This is a genomic window from Mycobacterium sp. TY814 (assembly GCF_030755175.1).
Classification (GTDB): Bacteria; Actinomycetota; Actinomycetes; order Mycobacteriales; family Mycobacteriaceae; genus Mycobacterium.
Genome location: NZ_JAUFRY010000002.1, coordinates 1,217,167 through 1,233,166 on the forward strand (window position 1 = coordinate 1,217,167; position 16,000 = coordinate 1,233,166).

Annotated in this window: 18 protein-coding genes and 1 riboswitch; of the genes, 12 read left to right on the forward strand and 6 right to left on the reverse strand. The window is 67.9% G+C overall.

What is annotated here, in order from left to right:
• The first annotated feature begins 31 nt into the window (after window positions 1-31).
• The 8 genes from QXH22_RS18980 (at window position 32) to QXH22_RS19015 (ending at window position 6,632) form a co-directional block, all read left to right on the forward strand.
• On the forward strand, window positions 32-952 hold the full coding sequence (locus QXH22_RS18980; RefSeq protein ID WP_306244132.1) for a cell division protein FtsQ/DivIB: 921 nt from the start codon (window positions 32-34) through the stop codon (window positions 950-952).
• A gap of 277 nt (window positions 953-1,229) precedes the next feature.
• Entirely contained in the window at window positions 1,230-2,369 is a 1,140-nt protein-coding gene (gene ftsZ / locus QXH22_RS18985) for a cell division protein FtsZ (RefSeq protein WP_065135863.1), read from the forward strand.
• A gap of 100 nt (window positions 2,370-2,469) precedes the next feature.
• The gene (pgeF, locus tag QXH22_RS18990) at window positions 2,470-3,186 is read left to right on the forward strand and encodes a peptidoglycan editing factor PgeF (RefSeq protein WP_306276621.1); all 717 of its coding nucleotides are present in this window, start codon (window positions 2,470-2,472) and stop codon (window positions 3,184-3,186) included.
• Window positions 3,183-3,953, forward strand: a complete 771-nt coding sequence (locus tag QXH22_RS18995; RefSeq protein ID WP_306276929.1) for a YggS family pyridoxal phosphate-dependent enzyme — start codon at window positions 3,183-3,185, stop codon at window positions 3,951-3,953. Before pgeF ends, QXH22_RS18995 begins: the two co-directional genes overlap by 4 nt.
• Before the next feature lie 64 nt (window positions 3,954-4,017).
• Window positions 4,018-4,686: a cell division protein SepF gene (locus QXH22_RS19000; RefSeq protein WP_306276623.1), complete on the forward strand. Its 669-nt coding sequence runs from the start codon at window positions 4,018-4,020 to the stop codon at window positions 4,684-4,686.
• A gap of 170 nt (window positions 4,687-4,856) precedes the next feature.
• On the forward strand, window positions 4,857-5,147 hold the full coding sequence (locus QXH22_RS19005) for a YggT family protein (protein WP_306240057.1): 291 nt from the start codon (window positions 4,857-4,859) through the stop codon (window positions 5,145-5,147).
• A gap of 258 nt (window positions 5,148-5,405) precedes the next feature.
• Window positions 5,406-6,206, forward strand: a complete 801-nt coding sequence (locus QXH22_RS19010; protein WP_306240058.1) for a DivIVA domain-containing protein — start codon at window positions 5,406-5,408, stop codon at window positions 6,204-6,206.
• Window positions 6,207-6,302: 96 nt separating this feature from the next.
• Window positions 6,303-6,632 (forward strand): hypothetical protein, encoded by a 330-nt coding sequence (locus QXH22_RS19015; RefSeq protein WP_306276624.1) that lies wholly within the window; start codon window positions 6,303-6,305, stop codon window positions 6,630-6,632.
• A gap of 7 nt (window positions 6,633-6,639) precedes the next feature.
• Here the strand turns inward: QXH22_RS19015 and QXH22_RS19020 are convergent, their stop codons facing one another.
• The 4 genes from QXH22_RS19020 to QXH22_RS19035 form a co-directional block, all read right to left on the reverse strand.
• A complete protein-coding gene (locus QXH22_RS19020) occupies window positions 6,640-7,302 on the reverse strand; it encodes a phosphoribosyltransferase (protein ID WP_306276625.1) in 663 nt (220 codons plus the stop codon).
• A 240-nt stretch (window positions 7,303-7,542) separates the two neighbouring features.
• Window positions 7,543-8,937, reverse strand: a complete 1,395-nt coding sequence (locus QXH22_RS19025) for an L-serine ammonia-lyase (RefSeq protein WP_306276626.1) — start codon at window positions 8,935-8,937, stop codon at window positions 7,543-7,545.
• An 84-nt stretch (window positions 8,938-9,021) separates the two neighbouring features.
• Window positions 9,022-9,417 (reverse strand): glycine cleavage system protein GcvH, encoded by a 396-nt coding sequence (gene gcvH / locus QXH22_RS19030; protein WP_306276627.1) that lies wholly within the window; start codon window positions 9,415-9,417, stop codon window positions 9,022-9,024.
• Window positions 9,418-9,531: 114 nt separating this feature from the next.
• Window positions 9,532-9,768 (reverse strand): hypothetical protein, encoded by a 237-nt coding sequence (locus QXH22_RS19035; RefSeq protein ID WP_306276628.1) that lies wholly within the window; start codon window positions 9,766-9,768, stop codon window positions 9,532-9,534.
• Between the two features lie 146 nt (window positions 9,769-9,914).
• A riboswitch (glycine riboswitch) is annotated at window positions 9,915-10,006 on the reverse strand.
• 158 nt (window positions 10,007-10,164) lie between these two features.
• Here QXH22_RS19035 and QXH22_RS19040 point away from each other — a divergent pair.
• The 4 genes from QXH22_RS19040 to QXH22_RS19055 all read left to right on the forward strand — a co-directional run bounded on the left by QXH22_RS19040 (window position 10,165) and on the right by QXH22_RS19055 (window position 13,965).
• Window positions 10,165-10,392: a hypothetical protein gene (locus QXH22_RS19040; RefSeq protein WP_306276629.1), complete on the forward strand. Its 228-nt coding sequence runs from the start codon at window positions 10,165-10,167 to the stop codon at window positions 10,390-10,392.
• A 403-nt stretch (window positions 10,393-10,795) separates the two neighbouring features.
• Window positions 10,796-10,993 carry a hypothetical protein gene (locus QXH22_RS19045; protein WP_306276630.1) on the forward strand — a complete coding sequence of 66 codons (198 nt, stop codon included), beginning with the start codon at window positions 10,796-10,798 and terminating at the stop codon, window positions 10,991-10,993.
• Between the two features lie 111 nt (window positions 10,994-11,104).
• The gene (locus QXH22_RS19050; protein WP_306276632.1) at window positions 11,105-12,883 is read left to right on the forward strand and encodes an Eco57I restriction-modification methylase domain-containing protein; all 1,779 of its coding nucleotides are present in this window, start codon (window positions 11,105-11,107) and stop codon (window positions 12,881-12,883) included.
• A complete protein-coding gene (locus QXH22_RS19055; RefSeq protein ID WP_306276633.1) occupies window positions 12,880-13,965 on the forward strand; it encodes a BsuBI/PstI family type II restriction endonuclease in 1,086 nt (361 codons plus the stop codon). Before QXH22_RS19050 ends, QXH22_RS19055 begins: the two co-directional genes overlap by 4 nt.
• A gap of 21 nt (window positions 13,966-13,986) precedes the next feature.
• Here QXH22_RS19055 and QXH22_RS19060 read toward each other — a convergent pair whose 3' ends face one another.
• Together QXH22_RS19060 and QXH22_RS19065 are read right to left on the reverse strand one after the other, a co-directional pair.
• The gene (locus QXH22_RS19060) at window positions 13,987-14,502 is read right to left on the reverse strand and encodes a hypothetical protein (RefSeq protein WP_074359974.1); all 516 of its coding nucleotides are present in this window, start codon (window positions 14,500-14,502) and stop codon (window positions 13,987-13,989) included.
• A gap of 690 nt (window positions 14,503-15,192) precedes the next feature.
• Window positions 15,193-15,975 (reverse strand): aldehyde dehydrogenase, encoded by a 783-nt coding sequence (locus tag QXH22_RS19065; RefSeq protein ID WP_306276634.1) that lies wholly within the window; start codon window positions 15,973-15,975, stop codon window positions 15,193-15,195.
• Window positions 15,976-16,000: the final 25 nt, after the last annotated feature.

The following is a 16,000-nucleotide window of genomic DNA, read 5'->3' on the forward strand; positions in this document are numbered from 1 at the left end:
CCCCGACGCACCCGGGGCTCGGCCCACCGACCTGGCCGGCGATGCTCCCGAGGACTCTGTCACCGGCGAGGCGGCGACGGAGCCGATCTCCACCGAGGGCGGCGCCCCGCCCGAATCTGAGGAAGAGGCAGAGGATTTCGAGGGCCCGCGGCGGCGAGCCCGGCGGGAACGCGCCGAACGCCGCGCTGCCCAGGCCCGGGCAACCGCCATCGAGGAGGCCCGCCGCGAGGCCAAGCGGCGCGCGAAGGGGGCGATGCTGCCGGAGCCCAAACCGGTTGCCCGCGGGGTGGTTCGGGGCCTGAAGATGCTGCTCGCAACGGTGCTGCTGGTGGTGGTCGGGGTCGGACTCGGCCTGATCCTCTACTTCACGCCCGCGATGTCGGCCCGCAACATCGTGGTCACCGGTACCGGCGTCGTCACCCGCGAGGAAGTGCTCGACGCCGCGCAGGTGCGGGTCGGGACTCCACTGCTGCAGATCAACACCAACCAGGTCGCCGACCGGGTCGCCGCGATCCGGCGGGTGGCCAGCGCGCGGGTGCAGCGGCAGTACCCGTCGGCGCTGCGCATCACCATCGTCGAGCGAATCCCGGTGGTGGTGAAGGATTTTCCGGACGGACCCCATCTTTTCGACCGCGACGGCGTCGACTTCGCCACCGATCCGCCGCCGCCGGCGATCCCGTACATCGACGTGGAGAACCCAGGGCCCACCGATCCGGCCACGCTGGCCGCGCTGAAGGTGCTGAGCACGCTGCGTCCCGAGGTCGCCGGTGAGGTGGGCCGTATCGCGGCGCCCTCGGTGTCGTCGATCACGTTGACGCTGACCGACGGCCGGGTGGTGATCTGGGGGACCACCGATCGTGCAGCGGAAAAGGCCGAGAAGCTGGCGGCGCTGCTGACGCAGCCCGGGCGCACCTACGACGTGTCCAGCCCAGACCTGCCGACCGTCAAGTAGCCGCCAGCGACCGAGCAGCGCGAGCAGACGCGAACTCGCATTCAGAAGCGCTCAGCCATGCGATTTTCCGTCTGCTCGCGCAAAGAAAAAATCCGTGGCGCGCGTCGGCGCGCCTGCAGGGCTAGTGCCCGTCGTACCCATACGGTTCTGGTTACGCGGAACTACTTGACATAACTCTAACTCTATGGTTGAGGTTGAGGGTTTGCAAGGAGACACACCGCAGGCACACCACGCATTACCAGGGGAACTGAAAGCCCATCAGGGAGGAAGACGAATGATGACCCCCCCACACAACTACCTGGCCGTCATCAAGGTCGTGGGCATCGGTGGTGGCGGCGTCAACGCCGTCAACCGAATGATCGAGCAAGGCCTCAAAGGTGTGGAGTTCATCGCCATCAACACCGACGCGCAGGCGTTGCTGATGAGTGATGCCGACGTCAAGCTCGACGTCGGTCGCGACTCGACACGAGGCCTGGGCGCCGGCGCCGACCCGGAGGTCGGCAAGAAGGCCGCCGAGGACGCCAAGGAGGAGATCGAGGAGCTGCTGCGCGGCGCCGACATGGTGTTCGTCACCGCCGGGGAGGGCGGTGGCACCGGCACCGGTGGCGCGCCCGTGGTCGCCAGCATCGCGCGCAAACTCGGCGCACTGACCGTCGGCGTCGTCACCCGGCCCTTCTCGTTCGAAGGCAAGCGGCGCAGCAACCAGGCCGAGAACGGCATCTCCGCGCTGCGGGAGAGCTGCGACACCCTGATCGTGATCCCCAACGACCGGCTGCTGCAGATGGGTGACGCCGCGGTGTCGTTGATGGACGCATTCCGCAGCGCCGACGAGGTGCTGCTCAACGGTGTCCAGGGCATCACCGATCTGATCACCACCCCGGGTCTGATCAACGTCGACTTCGCCGACGTCAAGGGCATCATGTCCGGCGCCGGCACCGCGCTGATGGGCATCGGCTCGGCCCGCGGCGAGGGACGCTCGCTCAAAGCGGCCGAGATCGCCATCAACTCACCGCTGCTGGAAGCATCGATGGAAGGCGCTCAGGGCGTGCTGATGTCGATCGCCGGCGGCAGCGACCTGGGCCTGTTCGAGATCAACGAGGCCGCCTCGCTGGTGCAGGACGCCGCCCATCAGGACGCCAACATCATCTTCGGCACCGTGATCGACGACTCGCTCGGTGATGAGGTGCGCGTCACTGTGATCGCCGCAGGCTTCGACGCCGGCCCCGGCCGGAAAGCCGTCAGCGGCAACGAAACCGGTGGCGCCCACCGCATCGAGACTGCCAAGGCCGGCAAGCTCACCTCGACGCTGTTCGAACCGGTCGATGCCGTCAGCGTCCCGCTGCACACCAACGGGGCGACCCTGAGCATCGGCGGCGACGACGACGACGTCGATGTGCCGCCCTTCATGCGCCGCTGAGGTCTCGATTTGCTTGCCAGTGCGCGACAAACCGGCGTCGAAACATCATGGCCCGACGTCGATGCGGTCTGACAGGCAACGGAATCCAGATACTGGGGACGTGAGCGTTCGTATCCGCCGGGTGACCACCACTCGGGCGGGCGGCGTGTCCAAGCCGCCGTTCGACACCTTCAACCTGGGCGACCATGTCGGGGACGATCCGGCTGCCGTGCGGGCCAACCGGTCGCGCCTGGCCAAAGCCGTCGGCCTGCCCGGCGACCGGGTGTTGTGGATGAACCAGGTGCACGGCACCCACGTCGAGGTGGTCGACGGCCCGCAGTCCTCGGCGCTGCCCGACACCGATGGAATGGTCACGGCGACAACGCGATTGGCGTTGGCTGTGGTGACAGCCGATTGTGTGCCGGTGTTGCTCGCCGACGCGCGGGCCGGTGTCGTCGGCGCGGTGCACGCCGGGCGGGTGGGCGCTCAGCACGGCGTGGTGGCCCGCACGGTCGAGGCGATGCTCGAATTGGGGGCGCAGATCGGCGACATTTCGGCGCTGTTGGGCCCCGCGGTCAGCGGTCGCAACTACGAGGTGCCCGAGGCCATGGCCGCAGAGGTCGAAGCCGCGTTACCCGGCAGTCGCACCACGACGCCCGCGGGCACTGCGGGCCTGGATCTGCGCGTCGGCATCGCCGGCCAGCTTCGTCGAATGGGCGTGACGTCCATCGAGGTCGACCCGCGCTGCACCGCAGCCGACCGGGCGCTGTTCAGTCACCGGCGCGATGCGCCGACCGGACGGCTGGCGTCGCTGGTATGGATGGAACCGTCGGCATGACGGTCGAGGACGCCGCTCAGGGCGAACGCCAGTCGGAATTGACCCGATCGCTCGCCGCAGTGCGATCGCGGCTGGCTGCGGCGGCCGAAGCGGCCGGCCGCAATGTCGGCGAGATCGAACTGCTGCCAATCACCAAGTTCTTCCCGGCCAGCGATGTCGCGATCCTGGCCCGGCTCGGAGTGCGGGCCGTGGGCGAGTCGCGGGAACAGGAGGCGTCGGCGAAGGTGGCCGAGGTGGCGCGGTTGCTGGGTGCATCAGGGGAATCCCGGCAGATGCAGTGGCACATGGTCGGGCAGATTCAGCGCAAGAAAGCCAAGGCGCTGGCCCGGTGGGCGCATACCGCCCACTCGGTCGACAGCCAGCAGCTGGTGGCCGCCCTGGACCGTGCGGTGGCCGGCGCTCTGGCCGAGCAGCGCCGCAGCAAGCCGCTGCGGGTCTACGTTCAGGTCAGTCTCGACGGTGACGCCTCGCGCGGCGGTATCGACATTTCCGAGCCCGGCGCGGTGGATCGGGTCTGCGAGGAAGTGGAGCAGGCGCAGGCCCTCGAACTAGTCGGTCTGATGGGTGTTCCGCCGCTGGACTGGGACCCCGAACAGGCCTTTGACCGGCTGCAATCCGAGCACTGCCGGGTGCGCAGCGCCTTCCCCAACGCGACGGGGTTGTCGGCCGGCATGTCAGCAGACCTCGAGATCGCCGTCAAACATGGATCGACGTGTGTGCGTGTCGGTACCGCGCTTATGGGCGAACGGCGGTTACGGTCACCGTGAATAGTCACTCGAGTCACACCTTCATCACAAACAACAAATATCCCAGGCTAGAAGGGGTCGCACGATGAGCACTCTGCACAAGGTCAAGGCCTACTTCGGTATGGCTCCGATGGAGGATTACGACGACGAGTATTACGACGACCGCACGCCGTCCCGGGGTTATTCGCGGCCCCGATTTGAGGACGACTACGGCCGTTATGAGGGGCGCGATCGCGAATACGACGAGCCTCGCCGGGACCCGCGCGGCGACCTGCGGGCCGAGATGCCCGCGGACTACCCGCCGCCCAGCAGCTACCGCGGCGGCTACCCGGACGAGACTCGCTTCCAGCCCCGCGAGTTCGACCGGCCCGACATGGCCCGGCCCCGGCTGGGGTCGTGGCTGCGCGGTTCGACCCGCGGCGCCCTGGCGATGGACCCGCGCCGCATGGCGATGATGTTCGAGGACGGCCACCCGCTGTCGAAGATCACCACGCTGCGGCCCAAGGACTACAGCGAGGCACGCACCATCGGCGAGCGCTTCCGCGACGGCACCCCGGTCATCATGGACCTGGTGTCCATGGACAACGCCGACGCCAAGAGGTTGGTCGACTTCGCCGCCGGCCTGGCCTTCGCACTGCGCGGTTCGTTCGACAAGGTGGCGACCAAGGTGTTCCTGCTGTCGCCGGCGGATGTCGACGTGTCGCCGGAGGAGCGTCGCCGCATCGCCGAAACCGGTTTCTACGCTTACCAATAGGCGAAAACTACGCCGCACAGCCCGGTTGGCCACACGATGGCTGACCGGGCTGTGCGCATGCCTGCGGTCCCTTGCGATGTGTGCGCCGCGGTCGGGTCGGTAGGCTTGCTGGTGCCGCTGCGGCGGCGACGGACATTCCTCTCATCGTCATCGTTAAGGTCGGGCTCCCGTTGGTGCTGTTCTTTCAGATCCTTGGTTTCGCGCTGTTCACCTTCTGGCTGCTGCTCATCGCGCGGGTCGTGATCGAGTGGATCCGCTCGTTCAGCCGGGACTGGCGGCCGACGGGTGCGACGGTGGTGATCCTGGAGATCATCATGTCGATCACCGATCCGCCGGTGAAGTTGCTGCGCCGACTGATCCCGCAGATCACCATCGGCGCGGTTCGTTTGGACCTGTCCATCCTGGTGTTGTTGCTCGTGGCATTCATCGGGATGCAGTTGGCGTTCAGCGCTGCGGCGTAGCGTCCTTCTGCCACGGACGGAATGTAGCTAGGAGACGGTTCGGCCACGATTCGGCGACAAGTGGGATGCGCGTGATTTTTCTCTTCTAAGAAATGTGATTTATTTGCCTTAGAGATTGAAATTGCTCCTTATTTATTAGTCCAATCGGCAACCGCCGAGTCTGGTGTGACAGGATGGGCGGCAGTTGCCAGACGGCTACCGCACCGTTTTAGACTCTCCAGATCGCTTGACCGTCCAGGAACTTTGAGGGGACAAAGAATGCCGCTTACACCTGCCGACGTCCACAATGTGGCGTTCAGTAAGCCGCCCATCGGCAAACGCGGGTACAACGAAGATGAGGTTGACGCCTTCCTCGACCTGGTGGAAAACGAGCTGACCCGGCTGATCGAGGAGAACTCCGATCTGCGTCAGCGCATCGCCGAGTTGGACCAGGAATTGGCCGCCGGCGGTGGTGGTGGCGCTGCCGCGCCGACCGTTGCCCAGCCCGTTCCGACGTTCGAGCCCGAGCCTGAGCCGGTGAAGCCCGCGCCGGTGGCGGCTCCGGCCGCGGCGCCGTCGTCCAGCAACGAGGAACAGGCCATGAAGGCCGCGCGGGTGCTCAGCCTGGCGCAGGACACCGCTGACCGGTTGACCAGCACGGCCAAGGCGGAATCGGACAAGATGCTGTCCGACGCCCGCGCCAACGCCGACCAGATTCTCAGTGAGGCTCGCCATACCGCCGAGACCACGGTCGCCGAGGCTCGCCAGCGGGCCGACGCGATGCTGGCCGACGCCACGTCGCGGTCGGAGACGCAGCTGCGTCAGGCGCAGGAAAAGGCCGACGCCCTGCAGGCTGACGCCGAGCGCAAGCACTCCGAGATCATGGGGACCATCAACCAGCAGCGCACGGTGCTGGAAGGCCGTCTCGAGCAGCTGCGGACGTTTGAACGCGAGTACCGCACCCGCCTCAAGACTTATCTGGAATCCCAGCTCGAAGAGCTCGGCCAGCGTGGGTCGGCGGCCCCGGTCGATTCCAGCGCCGATTCGGGCGGGTTCGACCAGTTCAATCGCGGCAACTGACGCACTGCGGGGGGCTGGACGCGCGCGGGCTGCGGCTCTGGGGCTGTCGGCCCTGGTAGGTTTGGCAGTCGCACCGCGCCGGCCGGAGGATGACCAATGCTGATCATTGCGCTCGTATTAGCCCTAATCGGGCTTGTCGCCTTGGTGTTTGCCGTGGTGACCAGCAACGAGCTGGTGGCGTGGGTGTGTATCGGCGCCAGCGTCCTGGGCGTCATTCTGCTGATCGTCGACGCGGTGCGGGAACGCCAGCAGCGCGAGGCGGGTAAGCAGGACGAGAAGGACGTTGAGGACGAGGACGACGGCGAACCCCTCGACGCCGTCGATTACCCCGACGAGGCTGACACTCCTGACGGATCAGCCGGCGACACCGCCGAGGACGACGAGCCCGCCGAGGAGCCGACGGCCGACGAGAGTTCGAAGAAGTAGCTCTTTTTCACTGCCGCGGCACATCGCGGGCCGGTGTGGCCAGCAGTGCCCGCACCTCGTCGTCGGTGATCTGATGGAAATCGGCGTAGAGCTGTCCGACGGCGTCGAAGTCGACCGGCATCGTTGCGAACACCACGTCGTTGGCTTCGGCGGCGAGTTGGCGGCGGGCTGAGCGGGGGCCCACTGGCACCGCGACCACCACCGACCGAGCTCCCGCCGCCCGCACCGCCCGCACCGCTGCCAGCATGCTCGCTCCGGTGGCGATGCCGTCGTCGACCAGCACCACGGTGCGACCGCGCGGGTCGGCTTCGGCCCGGTCGCCGCGGTAGGCGTGTTCGCGGCGGCGCAGCTCCGCCGTCTCGCTCTCGATGACCGAGCGCACCTCGTCCTCACTGATGTGCAGGCTGGACACCACGTCGTCGTTCATCACCACCCGGCCGCCGCTGGCCAGCGCGCCCATCGCGAGTTCGGGCCAGCGCGGAACGCCGAGCTTTCGAACCACAGACACGTCCAGCTCGGCGCCCAGCGCCGCGGCGACCTCCCACGCGACGGGTATGCCGCCGCGAGCGAGGCCGAGCACGAGTAGATCGGGTTTGCCGCGATAGGAGTCCAGCTCGGCCGCCAGTACGCGACCCGCTTCGCGGCGGTCGCGGTACCTGCGAGCCGGCATTCGCCGGAGAAAGCCCCTGGATGGGATCCTCGATGGGGTCATGTCACACTCCCGACTGCGCGCCTCGTTTAGCCTACGACGCCGAGTCTGAGTGCAGAACTCTGCAATCAGCTGCGCGCGCTGACTGCAGTCGTCTCGCGGGCCTCGCCGCTCCCACCCGCCGAGCTTCGGTCCGAGCCCCCTAGAAGGTGAACCCCGTCGATTGCCTCGTCGCTCAGGGAGCCATTTCCCTTGTCCAGTTCAGCATTCGATGTAGTTGACCGAGACGTTCACAGCCAGTCCGCCGGTGGCGGTCTCCTTGTATTTGTGACTCATGTCCAGACCCGTAGTGCGCATGGTGTCGATGACCTCGTCGAGGCTGACCAGATGCGTACCGTCGCCGCGCAGTGCCATCCGCGCGGCGTTGATGGCCTTACCGGCCGAGATGGCGTTGCGCTCGATGCAGGGCACCTGGACCAGTCCGGCGATGGGGTCGCAGGTCAGGCCAAGGCTGTGCTCCATCGCAATCTCCGCGGCATTCTCAACCTGTTGCGTTGTGCCGCCAAGGATTTCGGCCAGTCCGCCGGCGGCCATGGACGCGGCCGAGCCGACCTCGCCCTGGCAGCCCACCTCGGCGCCCGAGATCGACGCACGCTCCTTGTACAGCGACCCGATGGCTCCGGCGGTAAGCAGGAACCGGATCGCCGTGTCATCGGGGTCGGCCTTGCCGGCTGCGGTGTAGTGCACGGCGTAGTGCAGGACGGCGGGGATGATGCCGGCAGCGCCGTTGGTGGGGGCGGTGACGACCCGGCCCCCTGAGGCGTTCTCCTCGTTGACCGCCAACGCGACCAGATTGACCCAGTCCTCAGCGAATTGGGCGGCGCGGTTCGGATCCTCGGCGTCGAGACGTCGGTACCAGTCATGGGCGCGCCGCCGCACGTTCAGTCCGCCCGGCAGGATGCCGGTGCGACTGACGCCGTTGCGTTCACATTCGACCATCACGTCGCGGATGTGCAGCAGGCGTTGGCGCACCTCCGTCTCACTGCGGGTACCGGTCTCGTGGGCGAGCATGACCTCGCTGATCGACATGTTCTCGGTCTCGGTGAGTTTCAGTAGTTCCTCGGCGGAGGAGAACGTCAGCGCGGCGGGCGGCTCGCCTGCGCTGCCCGCCGGCGTGGCGGCCGCCTCGGTCCCGGTGAGCACGAAGCCCCCGCCGATCGAGAAGTAGGTCTCGGCGAAGATGGTGTTGCCGTCACCGTCGACCGCGTCCAGGCGCATGCCGTTGGGATGCGTCGGCAGCACTGTGAGCGGATGGAGCACCATGTCCTCTTCGCGCAGTGCGATCGGGACGCTCCCGCCGAGCAGAACTGCAGCGCCAGAACGGAACTCGGCAAGCCGTGCTTCCTTGACCTCGGTCCGAACGGTTTCCGGGAGGTGACCGTCCAGACCCAGCAGGATGGCCGGCTGAGTGCCGTGTCCGGCGCCGGTGGCCGCCAGTGACCCGTACAGGTTGACGCGGACACCGGCCACCCGGGCCAGCCGATCGGAGCCGCGCAACTCTTCGGCAAATCGCGCCGCGGCCCGCATCGGCCCGACCGTGTGCGAACTGGACGGTCCGATGCCCACCGTGAACAGATCGAACACGCTGATGGTCACCGGTCTAGGCCCTTGATTTTGAGTAGATCGGGAAGTGACGTGCCAGCTGCGCGATCCGCGCGGGCAGGCCGCTCAGGTCGGCGTTCAAGCGCTGACTCCGTTTTTCTCCGCGTACTCCGCAGCGGTCAGCAGCTCGCCGGCCGCGTCGGGCTGGACGGCGAACAACCAGCCGGCACCGTACGGTTCGGCGGTGATCACGGCGGGGTCGTCGGCGGCGGCCCGGTTCACCTCGACGACGGTGCCGCTGACGGGTGGGTAAAGCTCGGAGACGGTTTTGGTCGACTCGACCTCCCCGCACGCCTCGCCGACCGTGACAGCGGCGCCCACCTCGGGGAGGTCGACGAAAACCAGGTCACCGAGGGAGTTGGTGGCCACCGACGTGATGCCGATTCGCACGGGTGTGTCCGGTAGGCCGGCGCCGGGGGCGATCATCACCCACTCATGATCGTCGGTGTAACTGCGGTCATTCGGGATGGACACGTGCCTGACTCCTTGCAGTGGTTTCGCGGTTCAGCCGCGCCGGTAGAACGGGAAGGGGGACGTGAGACGTCGCCGTCGGACAACGCCTGTAGCGCAGCGCGCTCTACGAAGTCCTTATTCAATCGGACTGCCGTGCCCGGCCGGGCCTCGTAGGGGCAGGACCATCGGCGCGGTACTGCGGATCTGCGCAGGAACGGCCGAGTCGATCAGGTCGTCGAGGCGGTCGAAGCCCACGGTCTCGAGCATGCAGGCGACGGCGGTGGGGCCGGGGCGGATATGGCGGGTGCAGAAAACGTCCGCGTTGCGCTGCGACGAGACGTCAGGTAACACGCCAGGTGCCTCCAGGTTCACGAAGTCCGGATTTCTCCGAACTGGAATGGACACCTCCCCGCTCTGTCCTGTGAACCTGAGAGTTTGGAAGCATCGGGCCCGCGGGCCGGATGCGCTCTACACCTTCGGTAAGTCCCGGCTGGGCCGGGGCTGTTCTCCAGAGTTGCCTCGGCGCTACGGTACTGGGGCCTGAGAGATTCCCGGGGAGGAACTTGCTCCTACGGCGCCTCCGTGGCGGAGGTTCTCCCGCTGCGCTTCAACGGCGTCTTGAGTTGTGATGGTGGACGCTACCTTCCGAACCGGCCGTTGTCATCCTGAGAACTTCGTCGGGGGTGTCGCGGCCGCCCGGAATGTAGGGCTCGGCGGCCCCCCGGGGGTGTTCAATCTCTTGGACATCTAGGCGCCTCGACCTCCAAGATGCCCAGCGGTGTGCCGATGTGCTGGGCGGTGCTTGGGTTCTTCGCGTTCGTCATCTGGGCGTTCACCCAGAAGGCCGACACCCTTCACGCGCTGCAATGCACGCCGGTGTGGTTCGTCGTCTTGGCAATCGTCTGGTCGGTGGTCCGCAAGCGGCCGCACCATCTGCAGAAGGAAACCGTCTTCGAGGCTGAACTGGAGTCGGACGAGCCGATGGCATCCGCGTGATCTGACCGCGTGCGGGTTAGCGGGTCCGGACCAGACCCAGTCACTACCAGCCTGCTCGTCCGGGGAATCTGTAACCCATGACGCGACTCTTCACACTGGTGTCCGAGGGGGGACCTGAACCCCCGCAGACCTCCCAGGTCAGGGGCGCGAAGAGGGCTCTAGCTGCGGAAATACATGACTGCGGTTCACGCCAGATATCCCGCTTTCAACAGATTTTGTGTCCAAAGCGTGTCCACGCCGGCCGTTGTTCCAGCCGTGCTGGAAGAACGTCGCGCTCGAACTGAGGCGGCGCCGCCGGACGCGCGTTCTCGCTCGCGCGCCGGCCGGCCCGCCGTCGTGGTCCCGGTCCTCGCGCTCGGCGTGGGTCCGACGTTCTGGGCGTGCGCGGCTGCATCCTTGGCGGGTGTCGAAGCGAGCCGAGTACATGTTCGCGCTCTACTCGGGCTCGGTCGCCGATCCCGGCGATCCCAACCCGTACGCCGGCAGCGAGTCGCTGGTGCTGCCGAAGCTGTGGATGCGCGGCTACATGCGGATGCTGCGCGTGAGGATCGAGACGGGGCCGGCGATGGCGCGATATAGCGGAGCCGGCCAAGACGACTGACGTGGCAATTCCCGCGCGAGTCCACAAATGTCGCGGGTGCGTCGGTGTGTGGCGAGCACGTCTGACAGACCTGTTTGCGAAGATGTTGCGCATGACTGGCGGGGGAATCAGGTGACGGCGCTCCCGGAGCCCGTGCCGGCGCGGTCGACGCGTCTCAACCGCGCTGCGGCGAGTCCTGATCTTCCGCGCGCGCTCACGCCGGCGGCAGCGTCGGTGCTGGCCGGCGTCCCGGAATGGTGGGCTGCTCGCGCTCGCGCGGCCGGCCTGTCCGGGCAGTGGCTCGAAGTCGACTGGGCGATCGCCGGCGCCGCGATGCCGGACTGGATCGGCGCGACGTCGCAGCTGGACTTGGCCGGCACCGCGGCCGAGGAACTGGGCATGCTGCCGTTGAACCTGGCCGGCACGACGGCCGGCGCGACGGCCGAGGAACTGGGCATGCTTTACGTGTCCCAGCTGGACCCGCGGGAGCGCGCGCAGCACGGCCGGCACTACACGTCGAAGGTGCTCGCAGAGAACCTGTGGGCGATGACGAAGCGGGCCCTCGGGTGGAAGCGCCCGCAAGCGCTCAGCGGGCTTGTGCGTGACCCGGCGTGCGGCGCCGGCGCGCTGCTGCTGCCGATCCTGCGCGAGCACCTGGGCGCCGCCGCGCGCGTGGACGCGCAACTCGCGCTCGCCGGCCTGCCGAACGTGATCGCCGGCACCGACACCGACGAGAACGCCGTCTGGCTCGCAAACGTGCTGCTTGCCTCGGAGATGCTGCCGATCCTGGCCCGCACGCCGCGAGCGCGCCGGCGCCCGCTGCCCGCCCTGGCCGCGGTCGGTGACGGGCTCGCGCCGGCCGACGTTCCGACGCTCGCAACCGTGATGAATCCGCCGTACGGCCGCGTCCGGCTCGGGCCCGAAGAGCGGGAGCGGTTCGCCGCGTCGCTCTACGGGCACGCGAACCTGTACGGCCTGTTCATGGCGACCGGGATCGACGCGATCGCCGGCGACGGTGTTCTGTCCGCGCTCGTCCCGACGTCGTTCCTGGCCGGCCGATACTTCGAGAACCTGCGCCGGGTGCTCGGCGAACAGGCGCCGCTTCGCGAGATCGCGTTCGTCGCTGACCGCAGCGGATCGTTCGGTGGTGTCCTGCAAGAGACGTGCCTCGCGACGTTCAGCAGCAAGCGGGTCCGCCGAGTCACCATCTCGACGATCGGGCCGCAGACCAGCGAGGTCGCCACGGTGCGATCCCCGCGCGGTGTCCTGCCGTGGCTGCTGCCCCGCCACTCCGACGACGCGCCGACCGCGGCGGCGGCGATCGGCATGCGGACGAACCTCCGGTCGGTCGGCTGGCGAGTGTCGACGGGCCCGCTGGTGTGGAACCGGCGCAAGGCGGACCTCGGGCCGCGCGCGGGCGCCGGCCGGGTGCCGGTGCTGTGGGCAGCTGACATCGACGGCGGCAAGGTCCATCGCGACGCAGCGCGGGACTCGACGCGGTACCTGACGCTGCGCGGCAGCGATGAAGACGTGATGGTGCTGACCGAGCCGGCCGTGCTGGTGCAGCGCACGACGGCGCCCGAGCAGACGCGCCGGCTGGTGACCGCTCACCTGACCGCGGACGTGCTCGCCGAGTGGGGCGGTCGTGTCGTCGTCGAGAACCACGTGAACGTCATCCGCGCTGCCCGCGGCCAGTCGCAGGCGGTTCCCGCCGAACTGCTCGCCCGCCTGCTCGCGACCGTCACGACGGACCGTGTTCTTCGGTGCCTGTCCGGCAGCGTCGCAGTGAGCGCGTACGAGCTGGAAGCCCTGCCGCTGCCCGACCCCGACGTCGTGACCGGATGGGCAGACCTTGGCGACGCTGAGTTCGACGCCGCGGTCGCTCGCGCGTATCGGCCGGTGACGTCGTGACGACGCTACGCCCGGTCCTCGATCGCGAATCAGTGCGCGAACGGCTGGTGAAGGTCTTCCCTCCCGAAGCGTTCGATGCGGTGCTGTCGAGTCCGCTCGCCGCTGCCGGCGTCGCCGCGATGATCTACGTCGGCTCGGTCGTCGCCGACGAGGGCGACCCGGAACCGGAGAACGTGTGGAGCAGGCCCTCGACGGTCCTGTGGATGTCCGACACGATCTACGCGCACGCCAGCGACGACGAGCGCCTGGCCTACGCCGGCGGCGCGGCGGTCAGCAAGAAGCGGATCGAGCAGCTGGCCCAAGAGTGGGGCGACGGTCACCATCCCTGGTACGCGGACAACTCGCGCGAGACGCTGCGCGATGAAATCTGGCCGAAGTGGCGCGAGAACGCCGCGGCGCGGGTGCGAACGGGCATTGCGACGAGCAGTTCCTTGCCCCGCTGGGCGCTGGCCGCATCGTTCGCGGACCTCTTCGATCCCGCGCTCGACGGCGACGCGCTCGACGCCGCGATCGCCGACTGGCAAGACGCACACCTCAACCCCGGCGCGAAACTGAAATTGCACCACGCAGCCCAGCTGGCGAAGGCTGAGCACGAAGTCACCGTGCAGCTTCCGGGCTACGGAACTCGGGTGCTCGACCCTGGCGTGTCGTCGATGATCCTCAAGGGCGTGATCGAGCAGTGGGCGCCCGCGCGGCTCGCGCAGCCGGTCGTGCTCGCCATCAGCCAGTCCGGCGACAAGCTGTACGTCGTCGATCAGGCCGTGTTGGCTCAGATCGGCATCTCGATCAACGTCTCGTCCGTGCTGCCCGACGCGATCGTGGTCGACGTCGGCGTGACGCCGGCGACGTTCTGGATCATCGAAGCAGTCGCGACGGACGGCGAGATCAACGAGACGCGTAAGGAGAATCTGATCGCGTGGGCCGTCGAGCAGTACATCGCGCCCGAGCAGCTGCAATTCCTGTCCGCGTTCGCGAGCCGCAACGCACCAACGATCCGCCGGCGCCTGAAAGACATTGCGAGCGGGACGTATTGCTGGTTCCTCGATGAGCCCGGTAACGAACTCTCCTGGCGTGAGATTTGATGCCGGACGCTTCGTGACCCGTCAGCGCTTCGGATGCGAATTCGGGCGGGCGTCGATCCACTCAAGGTAGGCCGGGATCACATCATCGGGGTTGTCGCCGACGGGCTTGACGAGCCGGCGCAGCATGCGGGCGTCGTTGGTCGAGACCCTCAGCGCCGGCCGACGCATGAACCACGACCACGCGCGCTTGTTCGGGAACGCGTCCAATTCCTCCACAAGCGGCGGCAACTCGACTCCGACACGGAACGGTGCCAGCGTCTCGATGTCGAGATCGAAGCCGCGATCGAAGGTCCGGCCGGCGAGTTTCAGCGGCTTCTCCAACCGAGCCACGGCGGACCCGGTGCGAGCGATTCCGACTATCCGACTGCGGTCACGAGACGGATTCCCAAAGCAATTGCGCGTGGTCACGAAAAACAATTCGTCACCTTCGTCGATATCGGCCGCGCGACTTCGCGCGGGGAGCGCCATCTTTCGCTCCCGCAATATCCACGCGAGCCCGCGGGAGTCACCGATTATCAGCAGGAACGACGATGCCACTCCGAGAGAGTAGCGATCGGATGCCGAGCGGGCCGGACGGCGCCGGTTTGCTCGACTCTCTGGTCCAGTAGTCGCTTCCGCTGTCGCTCAGTCGCTCGACCCGTTCGGCGTCGCGGCGATCGTGTCCCGCGTGCCGCGGCCGTACTTCGAGCGCAAGCCGGTACCAGTGCGCTCGCGGTACGCAGCCCGGTAGGCCCGAGCCTCAGCCGCAGCCCAAGCGCGGCACCTGTCGCAGCGACAGCGCTCCCGCTCGTATCCGGTCCGGGTGCCGTGATTCCACGGCGCCGCGTCGGCCTTCACGCACGCGCCGCAGCGGCGCCGATCCGGCGGCGCACTGTCGCGGTACGTCGGCAGCAGCCGGCCACACCGGATGCAAGGAACGTCAGCCCGACGGGGCACGGCTTGCTTCTTTCCAGCGGTCTTTTTTTGTTGGAAATCCAGGGGAGGGCAGCCCGCCTATGCCGTGAGGGGCGCTGCGGTACCCCCCGATGGGCACCCCGCCCTAGGTGCCTGTGCACCGCATGGCGGGCGGGTGTCGGCGGTGTCGCGCGTCATGGTGTCGGCGCTGCGTACGTCGTGCTCGTTCACGGCCTGGTCCTCGTCGTCGTGGTGGTGGGCCCGACGGCCGGCGCGGTAGGAAGGAACCGGGGGCTTCCGTCCCGCGCCGGCCGTCAGGTGATCGTGGTTGCGCTACCGGCGGTTGAAGCCGGCGGCGTTCGCGCGTGCAGCGTGGTTCCGGGCTTCGGCTTGGGCGTCCGCCTTCATCTGCGCGGCGCGTTCCTTGAACTCGTCGAGGTTGGCGAGTCGCAGGGGTAGTCCGCAGCGCGCGAGAATCCACGCGCCGACCTCACGGGCGCGCTCGTCTCGCGCCATCTCGTACGCGGGTGCCAGGTCGGCGAGACGCGCCGGCGTGAGGACGGTCGCCGAGTCGGCGCTGTTCCTGACGCCAGCGACGGCAGCCAGCGCGTAGAAGCCGTTCGCGGCTGCGGTCCACGCCTTCACGGCGACCTGCGCGTTGTGCAGGTGGGACATGATGGCGCCGCCTCGGGCGACGGCGCCGGCGGCGTCGTTGAGGTTGACGCCGGCGTCCGCGGCGGCGGCGAGCTTCGCCGAGTGCTCGTCGAGCGCGTCGGCCCACCCGTCGAGAATGTCGCCGGCGTGGTCGCTGAGTGCGGCCAATTTCAGCTGCTCGGTGCGGCTGCGTGCGGCGGCGAGGATGTTCCCGTCGGTGAGTTGCGCATTGAGCGCCATCGCCCGAATTACCGGGTCCGAGAGGTAGTCGCGGCCCTCCTGGATGGCGTCGAGGACGGCGCGGTGCAGGGATTCTCTCCGGCAGACGGTTTGGCTGGCCGCTGCACTAAACGCTTCCGCCTCGGCGAACTGTTCGACGTATGCGGCGGGCAGCGCGACATGCAGCGTGTCAGCGGCGTTGGTGACGGCTAGGGCCCTGGTGTGAGCCGAAATTTGGAGCATGATGGTGTCCTTTCGGAGTGAGTGC

Coding starts and splice junctions, on each gene's coding strand:
- ftsZ (WP_065135863.1), top strand. CDS start 1,230: ATGACCCCCCCACACAACTACCTGGCCGTCATCAAGGTCGTGGGCATC.
- QXH22_RS18995 (WP_306276929.1), top strand. CDS start 3,183: ATGACGGTCGAGGACGCCGCTCAGGGCGAACGCCAGTCGGAATTGACC.
- QXH22_RS19000 (WP_306276623.1), top strand. CDS start 4,018: ATGAGCACTCTGCACAAGGTCAAGGCCTACTTCGGTATGGCTCCGATG.
- QXH22_RS19010 (WP_306240058.1), top strand. CDS start 5,406: ATGCCGCTTACACCTGCCGACGTCCACAATGTGGCGTTCAGTAAGCCG.
- QXH22_RS19015 (WP_306276624.1), top strand. CDS start 6,303: ATGCTGATCATTGCGCTCGTATTAGCCCTAATCGGGCTTGTCGCCTTG.
- QXH22_RS19020 (WP_306276625.1), bottom strand. CDS start 7,302: ATGCCGGCTCGCAGGTACCGCGACCGCCGCGAAGCGGGTCGCGTACTG.
- QXH22_RS19040 (WP_306276629.1), top strand. CDS start 10,165: ATGCCCAGCGGTGTGCCGATGTGCTGGGCGGTGCTTGGGTTCTTCGCG.
- QXH22_RS19065 (WP_306276634.1), bottom strand. CDS start 15,975: ATGCTCCAAATTTCGGCTCACACCAGGGCCCTAGCCGTCACCAACGCC.